The sequence below is a fragment of the Rhodoferax sp. OV413 genome (assembly GCF_900104385.1).
Taxonomy (GTDB): domain Bacteria; phylum Pseudomonadota; class Gammaproteobacteria; order Burkholderiales; family Burkholderiaceae_C; genus Rhodoferax_B.
This window is the reverse complement of record NZ_FNJA01000008.1, coordinates 144,337-161,956: the sequence shown is the minus strand read 5'-3', so window position 1 is coordinate 161,956 and position 17,620 is coordinate 144,337. Positions and strand designations below refer to the sequence as shown.

Here is a 17,620-nt window from a genome sequence, read left to right as displayed (position 1 = left end):
GTGCGATCAGCGCGGCGCGAAATGGGCTGCCACGTAGTCCAGAAAGCAGGCGATGCGCGACACCAGCGCGGTGTTGCGGTAGTACACCGCGTGGATAGGCTGGCGCACCTCCACGGTGGCGCTGGGCAGTACCTGCAACAGATCGCCGCGCGCGCGATCGCCGCCGGTCATGAAGTCCGACAGGCAGACCAGGCCCGCGCCCGCTAGCGCCAGCTGGCGCAGGCTTTCGCCGCTGGAGGCGCGCAATGCGGGCGTGATGTTGTAGCGCTCGCCCGAAGGATTGCGCAGCGGCCAGGCGTTCAGGGATTCGGGCTGGGTAAAGCCCAGCAGGCTGTGCCGGGCCAGATCGGCCACGTTGCGCGGCTTGCCTGCGGCCTGCAGATAGGCCGGGCTGGCCAGCACCCGCAGCAGGCAGCTACCCAGCGGCCGCGCATGCAGGCTGGAATCGACCAGCGGGCCGATGCGGATGGCCACATCGGTGCGGTGCTCGATCAGGTCGATGATCTGGTCGCTGCTGTTCAGCTCCAGTTCGATGTCCGGGTAGGTGGCGCGAAAGCCCGCCACCAGCGGCACCAGCACATGCAGTATGAAGGGCGAGGCGGCGTTCACCCGCAGCCGCCCGGCCGGCTGCTTGCGGCGCAGCGCCATCTGCTCCTCGGCCTGCTCTACCGCGTCCAGTATCTTGCGTGCCTGGGCCAGAAACACCGCGCCTTCCTCGGTCAGCTCCAGCCGGCGGGTGGTGCGGCGCAGCAGGGTGACGTCGAGCTTTTTCTCCAGCCGGCCCAGCGAGCGGCTGATCGCCGATACCGTCTGTTCCAGCTGTTCGGCGGCCGCGGTGATCGAGCCTGCATCGATGACGCAGGCGAAGGCCTGCAATTCGTCCAGGGTGGTTTTCATGCGGCCGCTGCCGCAGCGGCCTGGAAGCCCTGCAAACGGGCCGCAAACCCCGAGCGCTCCATCAGTCCACGCGGCTGCTCGTTCACATCGTTGATGTACAGCAGGCCGCCGCGGTGGACGATGGCTTTGAGCAACTGCTCCAGCGCGTCCAGGCCGCTCGCATCCAGCGAGATCAGCTGCGAGGCGTCGAGCACCACGCGCACGCCACGTGGATGGTTTTCCACCGCCTGCACGATGGGGTCGATCTTGGCCACCGCGCCAAAAAACAGCGCGCCGTAGAGCTTGTAGACCAGCGCGTCCTCGCCCAGCGCTACCGGCGCCACGCGGAACAGCGAGCTCATGCGCCGGATGAACAGCACGCAGGCCAGCACCATGCCCACTTCCACCGCCACCGTCAGGTCAAATACCACGGTCAGGAAAAAGGTGCCGAGCAACAGCATGCGGTAGTGACCGCTGAACTGGCGCAGACGCACGAACTCGTGCCATTCACCCATGTTCCAGGCCACAAACAGCAAGATGCCCGACAGCACGGCCAGCGGGATGTACAAGGCCAGCGGGGCGGCCACCAGCACCACCGCGGCCAGCACCAGCGCATGCACCATGCCGGCCACCGGCGAGGTGGCGCCCGAGCGGATATTTGTCACCGTGCGGGCAATCGTGCCGGTGGCCGGCATACCGCCAAAGAACGGCACCACCATATTGGCGATGCCCTGGGCCATCAGCTCCTGGTTCGGGTCGTGCTTGACGTAGTGCGGGTCGCTGGCCAACTGGTCGGCCACGCGCGCGCACAGCAGCGATTCGATGGCACCCAGCAGGGCGATGGTCAGGGTCGGGGTGACCAGCAGGCGCACGGTTTCCCAGCTGAAGTCGGGCAGGGCGAAGGCCGGCAGGCCGTCGGGGATGCTGCCAAACCGGCTGCCCAGCGTTTCCACCGGCATGTCCAGCGCCCAGGCCAGCATGGACAGCGTGGTCAGCGCCATGATGGGGCCAGGCACGCGGGCAAAGGTCTGCACCGTGCGGCCTTCCAGCAGGCGGATGATGGGCGAGCCCTGTACAAACACCCGGGGCCAGATATACAGCCCCAGCACGCAGACCGAGCCCAGCGCCAGCGCGTAGACGTTGATAGTGTCGATGTGCGTGGCAATGGTTTTGATCTGCGAGAAAAAGTCGCCCGGCATGTGGATGATTTCCAGGCCCAGCCAGTCTTTGACCTGCGACAACGCGATCAGCACCGCGATGCCGTTGGTGAAACCGATGACGATGCTGACCGGCACATAGCGCACCAGCGTCCCCAGCTTGAACAGACCCAGCGCGAACAGCAGCACGCCGGCGCAGGCGGTGGCGATCAGCAGATTGGCCACGCCGTAGCGCTCGACGATGCCGTAGACGATGACGATGAAGGCACCGGCCGGCCCGCCGATCTGCGCCGTGGTGCCGCCCAGGGCTGAGATGATGAAGCCGGCGATGATGGCCGTCCACAGCCCGGCTTCGGGCTTGAGCCCGCTGGCAATCGCAAACGCCATGGCCAGTGGCAGGGCCACGATGCCCACCGTCAGCCCCGAGCCCACATCCTTGGCCAGCCGCTCCCGGTTGTAGCCCCGCAGCGCGTCGAGCAAGCGGGGGTGGAAGCGGGCGAGGGGCGAGGTCATGGAAGCAGGCTGTTAGCCGATGCGCATACCGGGTTGCGCGCCTGGGAAGGGCTCCAGCACATAGACGCCGGGCTGGGCTTTTTCGTCGGCGTGGCTGGCGGCCAGCACCATGCCTTCGCTGATGCCGAACTTCATCTTGCGCGGCGCCAGATTCGCCACCAGCACGGTGAGCTTGCCGATCAGTTGCTCTGGCGTGTAGTTGGCGGCGATGCCGCTGAACACATTGCGCATGCGGCCTTCACCCGCGTCCAAGGTCAGGCGCAGCAGCTTGGTCGAGCCTTCGACCGGTTCGCAGTTGACTATTCTTGCGATGCGCAGGTCGACCTTGGCAAAGTCGTCGATGGTGATGGTGGGTGCAATCTCCTCACCGCCAGGTACTACAGTTTCTGTAGCTGCTTGCGCAGGTTCTGCCTGCGCTGGAGGCTCAAACAGTGCATCCAACTGCTTGATGTCGACGCGCTGCATCAGATGCTTGTAGTCGCCGATCGTGTGGCCTGCGCCCAGCAGGCGGTCAGCATCGGCAAAGCCCAGCGGGCTGACGTTCAAGAAGGCTTCGACCTGGGCCACCAGCGCGGGCAGCACGGGTTTCAGGTAGATGCTGAGCAGGCGGAAGGCTTCGATGCAGGTGCTGCAGACGTCTTGCAGGCGCGCGTCAGCGCCTTCCTGCTTGGCCAGTTCCCAGGGCTTGTTGGCGTCCACGAAGGAGTTCACGCGGTCCGTCAGCAGCATGGTTTCGCGCAGCGCCTTGGCGTATTCGCGTTGCTCATACATCGCCGTGATGCTCTCTTTTTGAGAGCTGATGGCGCTGGTCAATGCTTCGCCATCGGCCGATAAGGCACTTAATTGGCCCGCGAAGCGCTTGGCTAGGAATCCAGCGGCGCGCGACGCGATGTTCACGTACTTGCCGATCAAATCGCTGTTGACGCGGGCCATGAAGTCGTCGGCGTTGAAGTCGATGTCTTCGTTGCGGGCGCTCAGCTTGGCCGCGATGTAGTAGCGCAGCCATTCGGGGTTCATGCCCAGGCCCAGGTACTTCAACGGGTCCAGGCCGGTGCCGCGGCTCTTGCTCATCTTCTCGCCGTTGTTCACGGTCAAAAAGCCGTGGACGAACACCGAGTCCGGCGTCTTGCGTCCGCTGAACTTCAGCATCGCCGGCCAGAACAGGGTGTGGAAGGTGACGATGTCCTTGCCGATGAAGTGGTACTGCTCCAGCGCGGGGTTGGCCATGTAGGCGTCGTAGTTCTCGCCGCGCTTGTCGAGCAGGTTTTTCAGCGAGGCCAGGTAGCCGACCGGGGCGTCCAGCCACACATAGAAGTACTTGCCCGGAGAGTCTGGGATCTCGATGCCGAAGTAAGGTGCGTCGCGGCTGATGTCCCAGTCGCCCAGGCCTTCGCTGGTCGTGCCATCCGGGTTGGTGCGCACGGTGAACCATTCCTTGACCTTGTTGGCCACTTCGGGCTGCAGCCGGCCGTCCTGGGTCCACTGTTCCAGAAACGCCACGCAGCGCGGGTCGGACAGTTGGAAGAACAAGTGCTCCGAGCTTTTCAGCTCGGGCGTGGCACCGGACAAGGCCGAGTAGGGGTTGATCAGGTCGGTGGGCGCGTAGACCGAGCCGCAGACTTCGCAGTTGTCGCCGTACTGGTCCTTGGCGTGGCACTTGGGGCATTCGCCTTTGATGAAGCGGTCGGGCAGGAACATGTTCTTCTCCGGGTCGAAGAACTGTTCGATCACCTTGCTGGAAATCAGGCCGTTGGCCTTCAGCTCGCGGTAGATCTGCTGCGCCATGGCGTGGTTTTCCGGCGCGTCGGTGCTGTGCCAGTTGTCGAAGGCGATGTGGAAACCGTCCAGATAGGGCTTGCGGCCGGCGGCGATGTCGGCGACGAATTGCTGCGGCGTCTTGCCGGCCTTTTCGGCGGCGATCATGATCGGCGCGCCATGGGTGTCGTCGGCGCCGACGAAGTTCACTGCATTGCCCTGCATGCGCTGGAACCGCACCCAGATGTCGGCCTGGATGTATTCCATGATGTGGCCGATGTGGAAGTTGCCGTTGGCGTAGGGCAGGGCGGTGGTGACGAAGAGTTGGCGTGGCATGGAGAACGGGCTTTCAGAACAGCCCACGATTTTAGACGGGCAGCGAGGCCTCGGGCCAGTCGAAGAATCGACACACCTCGGCGCTCTGGGCCCGGGCGTCGGCATAGCCCAGCGCCATCAGCTCGCGGGTGAAGCCGGACTCGAACAGCAGGTAGCTGGCCAGGGCCGCGCCCTTGGCGTCGTCGGCCCGCGACGACATGCCCATGCCGCCAAGCATGGTGCGGATGGTGGGCGGCAGGTTGTGCACGTGGCGCGCGGCAATCGCGTCAATGCGCTGCGACGGGGCGATCAGCAGCAGCTCGATGGGCCGCAGCTGGCTGTTGTGGCGCAGCTCGGCCGGGATCAGGCCCAGGGTCTGGTTGATGCGCCGGGCCCGCTCTACATCCACCGCCAGCGCGTCCAGAAAGATGTTCGACAGCGCATGCCCGGCGATCTGGGCTAGCGAGGGGTAGCTGTCGTTGGCCAGGGTCGGCGCCTCGCCCTTGGGTTCGTGCATGCGGCCGGCGCCGATTACCAGCACCTTCTCTGCTCCTAAATGAATAGCTGCTGCCACAGGCGCAGATTGCCGCATTGAGCCATCACCAAAGTATTCCTGGTGGCCGTTGACAGGTAGCGGCATGGCCGGAAAGACGAAAGGGATGGCAGACGAGGCCAGCAGGTGGTCCAAGGTCAGCCGATTGCGCTGGCCTTGGCGTTGCGAGCGGGTCCAGGGCTGCAGCGTGGCGATGCCTTCGAAGAAGGTCATGTGCTCGCCCGAGCTGTAGCTGGACGCGGTGACGGCCAGGGCCTGCACATGGCCTTGCTGGACCAGGCTGGGCAGGCGCTCCAGCGGCACCATGCTGCCCAGCAACTCGCGCAGCGGGCGGTTGTCCAGCAGCGAGCGCGGCTGTACCTTGCGCCATTTGGCCAGCATCCAGCCGACCGACAGCAGGGTCAGCCAGCGCGCGCCGCTGCGCATCACGCCGATCGGGTCGGTGCGGTAGACCTGGCCGGCTTCCATGTTCTCCCAGACGTTGACGATGCGCCGCACCGCGGTGTCAAAGTCGTCGGCCCCGCAGGCCAGTGCTGCGGCGTTCAAGGCCCCGGCCGAGGTGCCGGTGATGATGGGGAAGGGGTTGCCCTGCTGGCCGGCGCCGCTGGCCAGCCGTAGATCGGAAATGGCTTCCAGCACGCCTACCTGGTAGGCCGCGCGCGCGCCGCCGCCGGTGAGCAGCAGGCCGGTCGCGGGGAGGGGGGCGGGGGCCTCGGCGTGCGGTGCATATTGCGTGTTTGGCATAGCTGATTATGGAAGGCGGGGCCGGGAATGGGGCGGCAGATTTCTCAGGGTTTTTCGCTACGCTGGCGCAGCTGCTCCAGGGTTTTGGCCAACCAAGCGAGCATGCCGGGGTCGTGGCTGGTGGCGATGTTGATGCCCATCCACGTGCTAGGTGTTTGCCGCAGCGAGAACAGCGCGCCCGGACGCAGCAGGTAGCCAGCGTCCAGGCCCAGGGCGGCCAGATGGTTGGTGTCCACCCCGGTGTCGAACCAGCCCAGAAAGCCGGCCTGCGGCTGGCAAAAAGCCTGCAGTCCCAGGTCTTGCATGCGCTTGAAGGCGGGCTCGCGCAGGCTGTCCAGGGCCGCGTGGACCCGCTGGCAGTGCTTGCGGTAGCTGCCTTCAGTCAGCGCCTTGTAGACGATGCGTTCGTTGATCTCGGGGGTTGTCAGGGCGGTCAACAGCTTGTGCGTGGTCAGGGTATCGATCAGCTCGGCCGGGCCGGCCAGATAGCCCACGCGGATGTTGGGCGCGAGCATTTTGGAGTAGCTGTTTACGTACACCACCCGGCGCAGCTGGTCCAGGCTGGCCAGCCGGGTCACGGCCATGCCCTGGGGCAGAAAGTCGGAATAGATATCGTCTTCGATGACCAGGATGTTGTGGGCTTCGGCCAGCCGCAGAATCTGGTAGGCCGTGGCCGCACTCAGCAGGGTTCCGGTGGGGTTGTGCAGCACCGGGTTGAGGAACATCAGCTTGGGCTTGTGCTTCTCGACCAGCGCGGTGAGGGCCTGCACGTCCAGCCCTTGCGGGGTGTAGGGCACGCCTACTACCTCCACCCCCTGCAGCCACAGCAACGGATTGCACCAGCCCGGCTCACCCACCAGCACGGTATCGCCAGGGCGCAGCAGCATGCGAAAAATCAGGTCGATGGCCTGGGCTGCGCCGGTGGTGGTGAGTATTTGCGCCGGATGGGCCTGGATCTCGCGTTCGGCCAGCGTGCGCTGGATTTGCGTGCGTAGCGGGGCGTAGCCCTGTGCGGATGCCCCCTGCGCCAGTTGCAGGCTGGTGCTGTGGTTGGCCAATGTGCGCAGGCCCATTTTGAGCAGGTCGCCGCCGCTCATGTCGGGCGGCAGATAGCCCGAGCCTGGCGACAGGTGGGCCGGAATGCCGCTGGTCATATTGCGCACCATCCAGCCCATGTTGATGGCTTGCTGCGGTTTGCTGCGCGCCGGGGCCGACTTGGCGCGCGTGCCGGCCGGGGGCGTAGCCTCGCGCACAAAAAAACCCGCGCCGCGCCGCGCCAGCAGGTGCCCGCGCGCCACCAGCCGCTCGTAGGCGGCCACCACAGTAAAGCGCGACACGCCGCGCTCTTGTGCCAGTTCGCGCACCGAGGGCATGCGCATGCCGGGGCGAAACACCTGCTGCTGGATGCGCTGCTCGGCCCACTGCACCAGTTGGTCGACCAGGGTGGTCTGCGCGCCCAGGGTGGAACTGTGTTCGGTAGGCGGGATGGCGGTGGTGGGTATGGACTGTATTGGTGGCTTCAGCAGGCCAGTGGCTGAAGCTATTCGCTTAACTGTACTGGTACTGTATAGGTTGCAAGATTACAGTGAATGCCATTCCACCGCAAGCCGTGGTGGGGGTTTTCAGGAGACGGCGATGGTCAGAATTGAACATTTCGAATTGCGCACACCGGACGTGGTGGCTCTGCGTTTGCCTGCCGGTGCGGTGGTCCGCGTCAGCACCGGCTGCCTGTGGTTGACGCAGGACGGTCGCAGCGAAGACGTGTGGCTGCAGGCCCATGGTAGCTGGACCGCGCCGCAGGCGGTCAGCGTGCGGCTCAGCGCCGAGCCGTCGGTGGATTTTCAGATTGCGCAGCCTGCGGCGGTACGCCGGGCTCCGCGCATGCGGATCGCCAGGACTGGGCTGGGCATGGCCGGGGCCGTCGGCGGCGCCTGATTACGTCTTACCGGGCAGCAGCCGCTGGACCAGCGGGTGCTGGACCTTTTTCTCGGTGCCAATCGCGTAGAAGCGCTCTTCCACCCCCTCGCAGGCACCGATGCGCTGCACGCCAAAGCGTGTGGTCAGCTCGTCGTGCACCCATTCGGCGGCGGCGAACACACCCATGCCACTGGAGCCGAAGGTCACCAGCAAGGCACTGTCTTCAAATTCGCCCACGGTATGCGGTTTGATGCCCAGGCGTTCAAACCAGTGGTCGAGCCGCGGCCGCACCGCGGCATGGGTGGTGGGCAGCAGCACCGGCACCTTGGCCAGCGAGCGCGGAAAGTCCTGCTGTGCGGCCTCGGCCAAACCCGGCGGCGCATACCAGGCCATAGGCGAGGTGCCCAGCGCGTGGCTATAGACCTTGAGGTTGGGGTTGGCGGCGGCCGGGCGGTCGGCCAGCACCACGTCCAGGCGGTGCAGCGCCAGATCGCCCAGCAGATCATCGAACTCGTCTTCATGGCAGAGCAGGCGCAGATGCGGTTCTTGCATCACCGGCTGCAGCAGGCGGCGCACCACCAGCTTGGGCAGCCCCTCGGAAATGCCCACCGCCAGCCGCACCGAGGGCGCGCTCACGGCATCGTGGACCATGGCGGGCAGCTCTTCGCCCAGCTGGAAAATCAGGTCGGCCTGGCGCATGGCGGCGACACCGGCCTCGGTCAGCACCAAGCCGCGGCCTACAGGCTTGAGCAGGGTGACGCCCAACGAGCGCTCCAGTTCGCGCACCTGGGTGCTGACGGTTTGCACTGCCATGCCCAGGCGGTCGGCGGCGCGGGCCATGCCGCCTTCGCGGGCCACCACCCAGAAATAGTGCAAGTGCCGGTAGCTAAAAGACGTGTCCATAAGCAGTTTTTTACGAAGTGTTGTTTCTTAATTATCTGCTTTTTTGGAAATCAATACGCGCGTAAGGTAAGCCCATCTTTCACTTTGGAGCTATCCATGGAACATATTTCCCGCCCTGTCCGGTCGGACAACGCGCTTGGGGTGCAAACCCCGTCAACCCTGCCCACCGCCGCCCATCGCGTGCTGCGCAATACCTACGCGTTGCTAGCCATGACGCTGCTGTTCAGCGCCGCAGTCGCTACCCTGGGCATCGTGTTCCAGGCGCCGGCGCCTGGCCTGATCGTCATGCTGGTCGGCAGCTTTGGCCTGCTGTTCGCAGTGCACAAGCTGAAGAACAGCGGCTGGGCCTTGCCCGCCGTGTTCGCCTTTACCGGCTTCATGGGCTATGCGCTCGGCCCGGTGGTGGCCCGTTCACTGGCCATGCCTGGCGGCGCGCAGGTCGTCACCATGGCCTTGGCGGCCACCGGCGCAACCTTTCTGGCGCTGTCGGCCTGGGCGGTGACGTCCAAGCGTGACTTCAGCTTCATGTCCGGCTTTCTGTTTGCCGGCATGGTGATCGCTATTCTGGCCGGCCTGGCGGCGGTGTTTCTGGAGATCCCGGCGCTGAGTCTGGCGGTGTCGGCCATGGTGGCCTTGTTGTCGGCCGGCCTGATCCTGATGGACACCAGCCGCATCGTGAACGGTGGCGAGACCAACTACGTGATGGCCACGGTGGGCCTGTACCTGTCGATCTTTAATTTGTTCAGCAGCCTGCTGAGCCTGTTTGGGATCGGCGGCAGCGACGACTAACTCCGCATGCCCCCACCAGGGGTGGGCGCGTAGGTTTGAGAATAGACTACGCGCCCCATAGGAGTTATGCATGTCCCTTTCCGAACAGCAGGTGCTGGACGCTCTCAAAAGCGTGATCGATCCCAACACCGGCCATGATTTTGTATCCACCAAAGCTATCCGCAACCTGAGCGTGCGCAACGGCGATGTTGCGTTTTCCGTGGAGCTGGGTTACCCCGCCAAGAGCCAGGAGCCAGCTTTGCAGGCGGCCCTGACCGCTGCAGTGCAAGGCTTGCCGGGCGTGGCCAACGTGCAGGTCGGCATCAGCACCAAGGTGGCGGCCCATGCGGTACAGCGCGGCGTGCAATTGCTGCCGGGCGTGAAGAATATTGTGGCCGTGGCATCGGGCAAAGGCGGCGTGGGCAAGAGCACCACGGCCGTCAACATCGCCCTGGCCCTGGCGGCCGAAGGCGCGCGTGTAGGCCTGCTGGATGCGGACATCTACGGCCCCAGCCTGCCCATGATGATGGGTATCCAGGGCAAGCCCGAAAGTGCCGACGGCAAGACCATGGAGCCGCTGGAAAACCACGGCGTGCAGGTCATGTCTATCGGTTTTCTGGTCGACCAGGACCAGGCCATGGTCTGGCGCGGCCCCATGGCCACCCAGGCGCTGGAGCAGTTGCTGCGCCAGACCAACTGGAAGGATCTGGACTATCTGGTCGTCGACATGCCGCCCGGCACCGGCGACATCCAGCTCACCCTGAGCCAGCGCGTACCCATGACGGGTGCGGTCATTGTTACCACGCCGCAAGACATAGCGCTGCTAGATGCGCGCAAGGGCATCAAGATGTTCGAAAAGGTGGGCGTGCCCATCCTGGGCATCGTGGAAAACATGGCCGTGCATGTGTGTAGCCAGTGCGGCCATGCCGAACATATCTTCGGCGCCGATGGCGGTAAGAAGATGGCCGCCGAGTTCGGTATGGCTTACCTGGGTTCGCTGCCTTTGAACATGCAGATCCGGGTGCAGGCCGATGGTGGCCAGCCGACCGTAGTGGCCGAGCCGGAGGGCGATATTGCGGCCATTTACAAGACGGTGGCGCGCCAGGTGGCAGTGGCGATTGCGGCCAAGAACAAAGACTTCTCGGCCAAGTTTCCGTCCATCACGATTTCCAAGACCACCTGACCTTTAAAGCGTGTCTAAGCACCAAAGCAACACCGGATGTAAGTGGGTTAAATAATTCCTGTTCTCCTTCGTAGAATGCAAACTTGTAAACAATTGTGTAGACTGCAACTGTTTATTTTGGGTTTTCCAACGCGTAGGAGTAATGAATGGCAGGATTTCTGGACAAGGAACGCACTATTGCGGGTCCTGGATTTAACCGCTGGCTGGTTCCCCCGGCCGCACTCGCAATCCATCTGTGCATTGGCATGGCCTATGGGTTTTCGGTTTTCTGGCTTCCGCTTTCCAAAGCCTTGGGCATCAAGGAAGCTGTGAAATGCGGCCCCGATGTGGGCTTCTGGGCTGAGCTTTTCACCACCAGTTGTGACTGGAAGATATCCACCCTGGGGTGGATGTATACCCTGTTCTTTGTGTTGCTGGGCTCTTCGGCCGCACTCTGGGGCGGCTGGCTAGAGCGGGCTGGCCCGCGCAAGGCCGGTGTGGTGTCGGCAGTGTGCTGGTGCGGCGGCATGCTGCTGTCGGCGCTGGGCGTCTACATGCACCAGTTCTGGCTGATGATCGTTGGCTCGGGCATCATTGGCGGCATCGGCCTGGGGCTGGGCTACATCTCGCCGGTGTCGACCTTGATCAAGTGGTTTCCGGACCGCCGCGGTATGGCCACCGGCATGGCCATCATGGGCTTCGGTGGCGGCGCCATGATCGGCTCGCCGCTGGCAGCCGACCTGATGAAGTACTTTGCCACCCCCACCGACGTAGGCGTGGCCCAGACCTTTGTGGTCATGGCCCTGGTCTATTTTGTGTTCATGATGGCCGGCGCCCTGACCTACCGTGTGCCTGAAACCGGTTGGAAGCCTGCGGGCTGGACTCCACCCCCCGCACAGGTCAACAACGCCATGATCACGCAGCGCCATGTGCATGTGAAGAAGGTCTGGGGCATTCCCCAGTTCTGGCTGATCTGGATGGTGCTGTGTATGAACGTGAGTGCCGGTATCGGCGTGATCGGCATGGCGTCGCCCATGCTGCAAGAAGTTTTCGGTGGTTCGTTGATCGGCGTCGCGCAGAAGTTTGGTGAGCTCGACAAGACCCAGCTGGCCGCGATTGCCTCGGTGGCTGCGGGCTTTACCGCGCTGCTGAGCCTGTTCAATATCGGTGGCCGTTTCTTCTGGGCCAGCCTGTCCGACAAGCTGGGCCGCAAGCTGACCTATGTGGTGTTCTTTGTGCTGGGTGGCGTGATGTATTTCAGCGTGCCAGGCAGCGCGGCAGCTGGCAACATCGTGCTGTTCGTCGGTGCGTTCTGCGTGATTTTGAGTATGTACGGCGGTGGTTTTGCCACCGTGCCGGCCTATCTGGCCGACCTGTTCGGTACGCAAATGGTCGGCGCCATCCATGGCCGGCTGCTGACCGCCTGGGCTACCGCCGGCATTCTGGGCCCGGTGATCGTGAACTACATGCGCGAATACCAACTGGGCCTGGGCATTCCGCGCGAGCAGGTCTACAACCAGACCATGTACATCCTGGTGGGCATGCTGGTGATCGGGCTGCTGTGCAATCTGATGGTGCGCCCCTTGGCCGACAAGCATTTCATGACCCCTGACGAACTGGCCCATGAAAAGCGCTTGGCCCATGAAAAAGCTGCGGCTTCCGAAGTCGGTTCCAGCGGCGTGGTGGATGACCATGCGGTCAGCCCGGTGCTGGTCGGTTTGGCCTGGGTGGCTGTCGGCCTGCCGCTGGCCTGGGGGATTTACCGCACTTTGCTCAGCGTAGCCAAGTTCTTTAACTGACCCCACGCTGTTCAAAGCCTGCCAGCCACTGTGTTGTAGCAACCAGTGTCTGGTAGGCTTTTTACCTATAAAAGATTCCAGGGCTTTATGCGATGCAAATATTCAAAACCTTGAAGCAGCGAATCGAGTCTGCCGCCAAAACATTTGCCGCGATCCTGCCCGAGCGCTTCGTGCTGGACCTGTCGCAGCAGGTGGACATTCAAGGTAAGAACACCCCGGTGCTGCGCTGCGGCAACCGGGTGCTGAATCTGGACTTCTCCATTCCCGATGGCTTCACCCAGCAGACTGGGATGCGGGCCACGATTTTTGCGCGTGTCGGAGACGACTTCATCCGCATCACCACCTCGGTACGCAAGCAAGACGGCGAGCGTGCCGTGGGCACGCCCCTGGACCGCTCCCAGCCCGCCTACCGCAGCGCCTTGACCGGCCAGTCCTATGTGGGCTACGCAACGATTTTTGGCAAGCAGTGCATGACCCGCTATGACCCGGTGCGCGATGCCACCGGCCAGGTGGTGGGCATTTTGTATGTAGGTCTGGATGTCAGCGAGATGGCGCCCGTGCATGTGGCGCCGCGCATGGCCTGGACCTTGGCATTGACCTATGCCGCAGTGGCCCTGGCCTTCCATGCTGCCATGGGTAGTTTGACCGACCCACGGCAGCTGGGCTTTACCGTTTTCTCCGTCCTGCTGATCTGGGGACTGACCTATTTCCTGGTCCACAACCATGTCACGCTGCCCATGAACCAGGGCCGCGAAGCTGCCTTGCGCCTGGCCAGCGGCGATTTGACGAACCAGGTGGACGTGAAGGACCGCGATGACGTGGGTAAATTGCTACTGGCCATCAACGGCATCAGCATTGGCTTGACCGGTCTAGTGGGCAATGTGCGCCAGGCTGCAGTGCAGATGGCCAATGGGAGCGGTGAAATCGCCGATGGCAACAACGACCTGGCCATGCGCACCGAAAAGCAGGCCGGCGAACTCAACTCCGCGGCGTCCGCCATGGAGCAGCTGACATCCACGGTCAGCCAGAACGCCGACAAAGCCAACCAGGTGAATGGCCTGGTGGGTTCGGTGGCCAAACTCGCGCACACCAGCGGCGGTATCGTGGGCCAGGTGGTGGACACCATGGGCCAGATCAAGACCAGTGCGCACCGCATCAACGACATCGTGGGCCTGATCGACGGTATCGCCTTCCAAACCAATATCCTGGCTTTGAACGCCGCGGTGGAAGCCGCCCGTGCCGGTGAGCAGGGCCGTGGTTTTGCGGTGGTCGCCTCCGAAGTGCGCAGCCTGGCGCAACGATCGGCCACGGCGGCCAAAGAAATCCGCATCCTGATCGCCGCGTCGGTGGACACCGCCAATGCGGGCGGTGAACTGGTGGCTCGGGCCCAGCAATCTATGACCGACATCACCAGCTCCATCCAGCAGGTGGTCGGCTATATCGACGAGATTGCGCTGGCCAGCAACGAGCAGCGGGTCGGAATTGCCGATGTGAACCGCAGCGTGGGCGAGATTGACGAAATGACGCAACAAAACGCCGCATTGGTAGAAGAGTCGGCCGCTGCCGCCATGAAAATGCGTGAGCAGGCCGCGCTGCTGGGTGCCGCTGTAAACAGCTTTAAAACCCCTGTCTGAGCGGGGTAGCACGCCACGCCGTATAAGGCGTTACAGAGCGTGAAGGAACCAAGGAACTCCCATGAGCCAACAAAAAATTGAGTTTTATACCGGCCCCGCCGGCGGTTGGGGCGCGTTGAAGAGCGTAGGTAAGGCCTTGATGCAGCAAGACACCGCGCTCAAAGGCGCCAAGACCCTGCTGTCGGCTAACCAGCCCGATGGCTTCGATTGCCCGGGCTGCGCCTGGCCCGACCGCAACCACGCGTCCACCTTCGAGTTCTGTGAAAACGGCGCCAAGGCCGTCGCTGCAGAAGCCACCTCGCGCCGCGTGACCGCTGAGTTCTTCGCCCAGCACACCGTCGCCGATCTGGCCACCCAAAGCGACTTTTACCTGGAAGACCAGGGCCGGCTGACCGAGCCCATGGTCTACCAGGCGGCCGATGACAAATACCACCCCATCGCCTGGGACGACGCGTTTGCGCTGATCGCCCAGCAGCTGAACGCCTTGCCCGACCCGAACCAGGCCATCTTCTACACCTCGGGCCGGGCCAGCAACGAAGCCGCCTTTCTGTACCAGCTGTTCGTGCGCGAATACGGCACCAATAACTTCCCCGATTGCTCTAACATGTGCCACGAGCCCAGCGGCAGCGGCATGCGCGAAAGCGTGGGCATAGGCAAGGGCACGGTGACTTTGGACGACTTTGAGCAGGCCGAAGCCATCTTCATCTTCGGCCAGAACCCCGGCACCAACCACCCGCGCATGCTGGGCGAGTTGCGCCAGGCAGCCAAGCGCGGCGCCCGCATCGTCAGTATCAACCCGCTGCGCGAGCGCGGCCTCGAGCGCTTTGCCGACCCGCAGGACAAACTGCAGATGGCCACCATGGGCGATACGCCCATCAGCACCCACTATTTCCAGCTGCGCATCGGCGGCGATTTTGCGTTCGTCAAAGGCATGATGAAGCACCTGGTCGAGCTGCAGGATGCGGGTGAAGACGTGCTTGACCATGCCTTCATCGCCGAGCACACCATAGGCTTCGACGCCATGCTGGCCGACCTGCGCACCGAGTCCTGGGCGCTGCTGGAGTCCGAGTGCGGCCTCAGCGCCGAGCACATCCGCGCGGCCGCCGAGGTCTACCGCCAAGCCAAGAGCGTGATCGCCTGCTGGGGCATGGGCATCACCCAGCACCAGAACTCGGTGGCCACCATCCAGATGATCACCAACCTGTTGCTGATGCGTGGCAACATCGGTCGGCCCGGCGCCGGCCCCTGCCCGGTGCGTGGCCACAGCAATGTGCAGGGCGACCGCACCATGGGCATCTGGGAAAAGCCGCCCGTGGCGCTGCTGCAGAACCTGGAGAAAGTCTTCGGCTTCACGCCACCGCAGGCGCATGGCTTCGACACCGTCGAATCCATCCAGGCCATGCTCGATGGGCGCGGCAAGGTGTTTTTTGCACTCGGCGGCAATTTCGCCGCCGCCACCCCCGACACCGTGCAGACCTGGAAGGCGCTGCGCAATTGCGACCTGACGGTCCACGTCACCACCAAGCTGAATCGCAGCCACATCGTGCACGGCAAGGCCGCGCTGATCCTGCCTTGCCTGGGCCGCACCGAGATCGACATGCAGGCTGGTGGCGTGCAGGGCGTGACGGTGGAAGACTCGATGAGCATGGTCCACATGTCGGTGGGCATCAACCCGCCGGCTTCTGAGCAATTGCTGTCCGAGCCGGCCATCGTGGCCCGCCTGGCCGCCGCGACCTTGGCGGGCCGCAGCCAGACGCCTTGGCTTTGGCTGCTGGAAGACTACAGCCGCATCCGCGACAAGATCGAGGCCGTGTTCCCCGACTTCAAGGACTTCAACCAGCGCGTCAAAGTGCCTGGCGGCTTCCGCCTGCGCAACACCGCCAGCGAGCGCGTGTGGAACACCGCGAGCAAGAAGGCCGTGTTCAAAACCCACCAGGTGCCCACCGGCACCCCGCTGCAGCGGGCCCGCGAACGCAAGGGCGACGCCATCGTTTTCGCGCTGATGACCACCCGCTCGCACGACCAGTACAACACCACCATCTACGGTGCCGACGATCGCTACCGCGGTGTCTACGGCCAGCGCCGCGTGGTGTTTGCGCATGCGGACGACATCCGCGACCTGGGCATGAAGGACGGTGACTGGATCGACTTCCACACCGTCTGGGACGACGGCGAGGAGCGCCGTGCCGACGGCTTCAAGCTGGTGGCCTACAACATCCCGCGTGGCTGCGTGGCGGCCTACTACCCCGAGACCAATCCGCTGGTGCCGCTGTCGTCGGTGGCTGCCAATGCGGGCACGCCCACCTCCAAATGCATACCGGTGCTGATGCTGCCGCACAAAAAGCCCCAGACCGTGGCGGCCCACCGGGCTGGTGCCAGCCAAGCCGTGGTGTGAGCGTGGACTCCGCGCTGAACCAGGCGATTCTGGAGGTACTGCAGCAAGAGACCGAGCCCATGTCGCTGCCGCGCCTGGGCAAGCGCCTGGGCCTGGGTGTGAGCGTGCTGATGCGCGCCCTGACCCTGATGGGCGACGCTAGCCTGGGCGGCCAGCCCGGCCCGGGCTGGGTCCAGGTGGTCTTGCAAGACGAACGCTGGACCGTCAGCCTGACCGATGCCGGCCGGCGCTTTTGCGCGGAGCAGGCCCATGGCTGAGCTGCCGCCACCGCTGCTGCCGCACACGGTTCGGCGCTTTCCCGCCGACATCGCTGAAACCGACCAGATCGCCGCCGAGGTGCCGGTGGCCCTGGTGTTCAACGGCATCTCGCACGCGGTGATGATGGCCACGCCGCAAGACCTGGAAGCCTTTGCCCTGGGTTTTGCGCTGAGCGAGGGCATTCTGGACAGCGTGGCCGACTGCTATGGCATCGAAGTGCAATCCAGCGGCGATGCCTGTGAAGTGCAGCTCGACGTGTCCTCGCGCTGCTTCCAGCGTCTGAAGGAGCGCCGCCGCAGCCTGGCCGGCCGCACCGGCTGCGGTGTCTGCGGCATCGACAGCCTGAGCGCACTGGACCTGGAGCCCACGCCCATGCCGCCGCAAGCCTGGGCCGCCCAGCTGCAGGCCACGACCGTGCTGCAGGCGCTGCAGGCCATGCCGCCGCTGCAGGTCTTGAACGCTGCCTGTGGCTCGCTGCATGCCGCCGGCTGGGCTACACCTGAAGGCGTGCTGACCGACGTGCTGGAAGACGTGGGCCGGCACAACGCGCTGGACAAGCTGCTGGGCCAGCTGGCGCAGGCCGGGCGCCTGGGCGAGCCGGGTTTCGTGGTGATGTCCAGCCGCGCCAGCTACGAGCTGGTACGCAAATGCGCGCGGCTGAACGTGGCGGCGCTGGCAACGATTTCCGCCCCCACGGCACTGGCCATCCGCATTGCCAATACGGCAGGGCTGCAGCTCTGGGGCCTGTGCCGCGATCCGCGCGCGGTGCGCTACACCTAGGCCTTTGGCCTGTGACCGCTGCTTCAGCGCCATAGCCCGGCGAAGCTGCTTGGCTCATGTAAAGTCGGCATCGAGTCCGCGGACCGCAATA

Annotated in this window: 14 protein-coding genes; 8 read left to right on the top strand and 6 right to left on the bottom strand. The window is 64.2% G+C overall.

Going from position 1 to position 17,620, the window contains the following annotated elements:
- Window positions 1-6 precede the first annotated feature (6 nt).
- From BLT66_RS23005 to BLT66_RS22985, 5 genes are read right to left on the bottom strand one after another with little or no spacing between them, the layout of a single operon-like run.
- Complete coding sequence (locus tag BLT66_RS23005; protein ID WP_092761626.1) at window positions 7-897, bottom strand: LysR substrate-binding domain-containing protein; 891 nt, start codon at window positions 895-897, stop codon at window positions 7-9.
- A complete protein-coding gene (locus BLT66_RS23000) occupies window positions 894-2,546 on the bottom strand; it encodes a SulP family inorganic anion transporter (protein ID WP_092761624.1) in 1,653 nt (550 codons plus the stop codon). Before BLT66_RS23000 ends, BLT66_RS23005 begins: the two co-directional genes overlap by 4 nt.
- 12 nt (window positions 2,547-2,558) lie before the next feature.
- Window positions 2,559-4,637 carry a methionine--tRNA ligase gene (gene metG, locus BLT66_RS22995; RefSeq protein WP_092761622.1) on the bottom strand — a complete coding sequence of 693 codons (2,079 nt, stop codon included), beginning with the start codon at window positions 4,635-4,637 and terminating at the stop codon, window positions 2,559-2,561.
- Between the two features lie 31 nt (window positions 4,638-4,668).
- On the bottom strand, window positions 4,669-5,913 hold the full coding sequence (locus tag BLT66_RS22990; RefSeq protein ID WP_092761620.1) for a patatin-like phospholipase family protein: 1,245 nt from the start codon (window positions 5,911-5,913) through the stop codon (window positions 4,669-4,671).
- Between the two features lie 44 nt (window positions 5,914-5,957).
- Window positions 5,958-7,424, bottom strand: coding sequence for an aminotransferase-like domain-containing protein (locus tag BLT66_RS22985; RefSeq protein ID WP_092761618.1), 1,467 nt, complete (start codon window positions 7,422-7,424; stop codon window positions 5,958-5,960).
- Window positions 7,425-7,548: 124 nt separating this feature from the next.
- On the opposite strand from BLT66_RS22985, the gene BLT66_RS26875 reads away from it, so the two are divergent.
- Window positions 7,549-7,848 (top strand): DUF2917 domain-containing protein, encoded by a 300-nt coding sequence (locus BLT66_RS26875; protein ID WP_176955147.1) that lies wholly within the window; start codon window positions 7,549-7,551, stop codon window positions 7,846-7,848.
- On the opposite strand, the gene BLT66_RS22975 is transcribed toward BLT66_RS26875, so the two are convergent.
- Window positions 7,849-8,733, bottom strand: a complete 885-nt coding sequence (locus tag BLT66_RS22975) for a LysR family transcriptional regulator (RefSeq protein WP_092761614.1) — start codon at window positions 8,731-8,733, stop codon at window positions 7,849-7,851.
- A gap of 96 nt (window positions 8,734-8,829) precedes the next feature.
- On the opposite strand from BLT66_RS22975, the gene BLT66_RS22970 reads away from it, so the two are divergent.
- From BLT66_RS22970 to fdhD, 7 genes are all read left to right on the top strand, one after another.
- Complete coding sequence (locus BLT66_RS22970; RefSeq protein ID WP_092761612.1) at window positions 8,830-9,522, top strand: Bax inhibitor-1/YccA family protein; 693 nt, start codon at window positions 8,830-8,832, stop codon at window positions 9,520-9,522.
- A 70-nt stretch (window positions 9,523-9,592) separates the two neighbouring features.
- Window positions 9,593-10,684, top strand: a complete 1,092-nt coding sequence (apbC, locus tag BLT66_RS22965; protein ID WP_092761610.1) for an iron-sulfur cluster carrier protein ApbC — start codon at window positions 9,593-9,595, stop codon at window positions 10,682-10,684.
- A 146-nt stretch (window positions 10,685-10,830) separates the two neighbouring features.
- Entirely contained in the window at window positions 10,831-12,462 is a 1,632-nt protein-coding gene (locus BLT66_RS22960; protein ID WP_092761608.1) for an OFA family MFS transporter, read from the top strand.
- 92 nt (window positions 12,463-12,554) lie between these two features.
- On the top strand, window positions 12,555-14,096 hold the full coding sequence (locus tag BLT66_RS22955) for a Cache 3/Cache 2 fusion domain-containing protein (RefSeq protein ID WP_092761606.1): 1,542 nt from the start codon (window positions 12,555-12,557) through the stop codon (window positions 14,094-14,096).
- A 61-nt stretch (window positions 14,097-14,157) separates the two neighbouring features.
- Window positions 14,158-16,491, top strand: coding sequence for an FdhF/YdeP family oxidoreductase (locus BLT66_RS22950; RefSeq protein ID WP_092761604.1), 2,334 nt, complete (start codon window positions 14,158-14,160; stop codon window positions 16,489-16,491).
- Window positions 16,488-16,748 carry a hypothetical protein gene (locus BLT66_RS22945; RefSeq protein ID WP_369821629.1) on the top strand — a complete coding sequence of 87 codons (261 nt, stop codon included), beginning with the start codon at window positions 16,488-16,490 and terminating at the stop codon, window positions 16,746-16,748. The genes BLT66_RS22950 and BLT66_RS22945 overlap by 4 nt, the downstream gene beginning before the upstream one ends.
- On the top strand, window positions 16,741-17,529 hold the full coding sequence (fdhD, locus tag BLT66_RS22940) for a formate dehydrogenase accessory sulfurtransferase FdhD (protein ID WP_176955146.1): 789 nt from the start codon (window positions 16,741-16,743) through the stop codon (window positions 17,527-17,529). The genes BLT66_RS22945 and fdhD overlap by 8 nt, the downstream gene beginning before the upstream one ends.
- The last annotated feature ends 91 nt before the right edge of the window (window positions 17,530-17,620 follow it).

Coding starts and splice junctions, on each gene's coding strand:
- BLT66_RS23005 (WP_092761626.1), bottom strand. CDS start 897: ATGAAAACCACCCTGGACGAATTGCAGGCCTTCGCCTGCGTCATCGAT.
- BLT66_RS23000 (WP_092761624.1), bottom strand. CDS start 2,546: ATGACCTCGCCCCTCGCCCGCTTCCACCCCCGCTTGCTCGACGCGCTG.
- metG (WP_092761622.1), bottom strand. CDS start 4,637: ATGCCACGCCAACTCTTCGTCACCACCGCCCTGCCCTACGCCAACGGC.
- BLT66_RS22990 (WP_092761620.1), bottom strand. CDS start 5,913: ATGCCAAACACGCAATATGCACCGCACGCCGAGGCCCCCGCCCCCCTC.
- BLT66_RS26875 (WP_176955147.1), top strand. CDS start 7,549: ATGGTCAGAATTGAACATTTCGAATTGCGCACACCGGACGTGGTGGCT.
- BLT66_RS22975 (WP_092761614.1), bottom strand. CDS start 8,733: ATGGACACGTCTTTTAGCTACCGGCACTTGCACTATTTCTGGGTGGTG.
- BLT66_RS22970 (WP_092761612.1), top strand. CDS start 8,830: ATGGAACATATTTCCCGCCCTGTCCGGTCGGACAACGCGCTTGGGGTG.
- apbC (WP_092761610.1), top strand. CDS start 9,593: ATGTCCCTTTCCGAACAGCAGGTGCTGGACGCTCTCAAAAGCGTGATC.
- BLT66_RS22960 (WP_092761608.1), top strand. CDS start 10,831: ATGGCAGGATTTCTGGACAAGGAACGCACTATTGCGGGTCCTGGATTT.
- BLT66_RS22955 (WP_092761606.1), top strand. CDS start 12,555: ATGCAAATATTCAAAACCTTGAAGCAGCGAATCGAGTCTGCCGCCAAA.
- BLT66_RS22950 (WP_092761604.1), top strand. CDS start 14,158: ATGAGCCAACAAAAAATTGAGTTTTATACCGGCCCCGCCGGCGGTTGG.
- fdhD (WP_176955146.1), top strand. CDS start 16,741: ATGGCTGAGCTGCCGCCACCGCTGCTGCCGCACACGGTTCGGCGCTTT.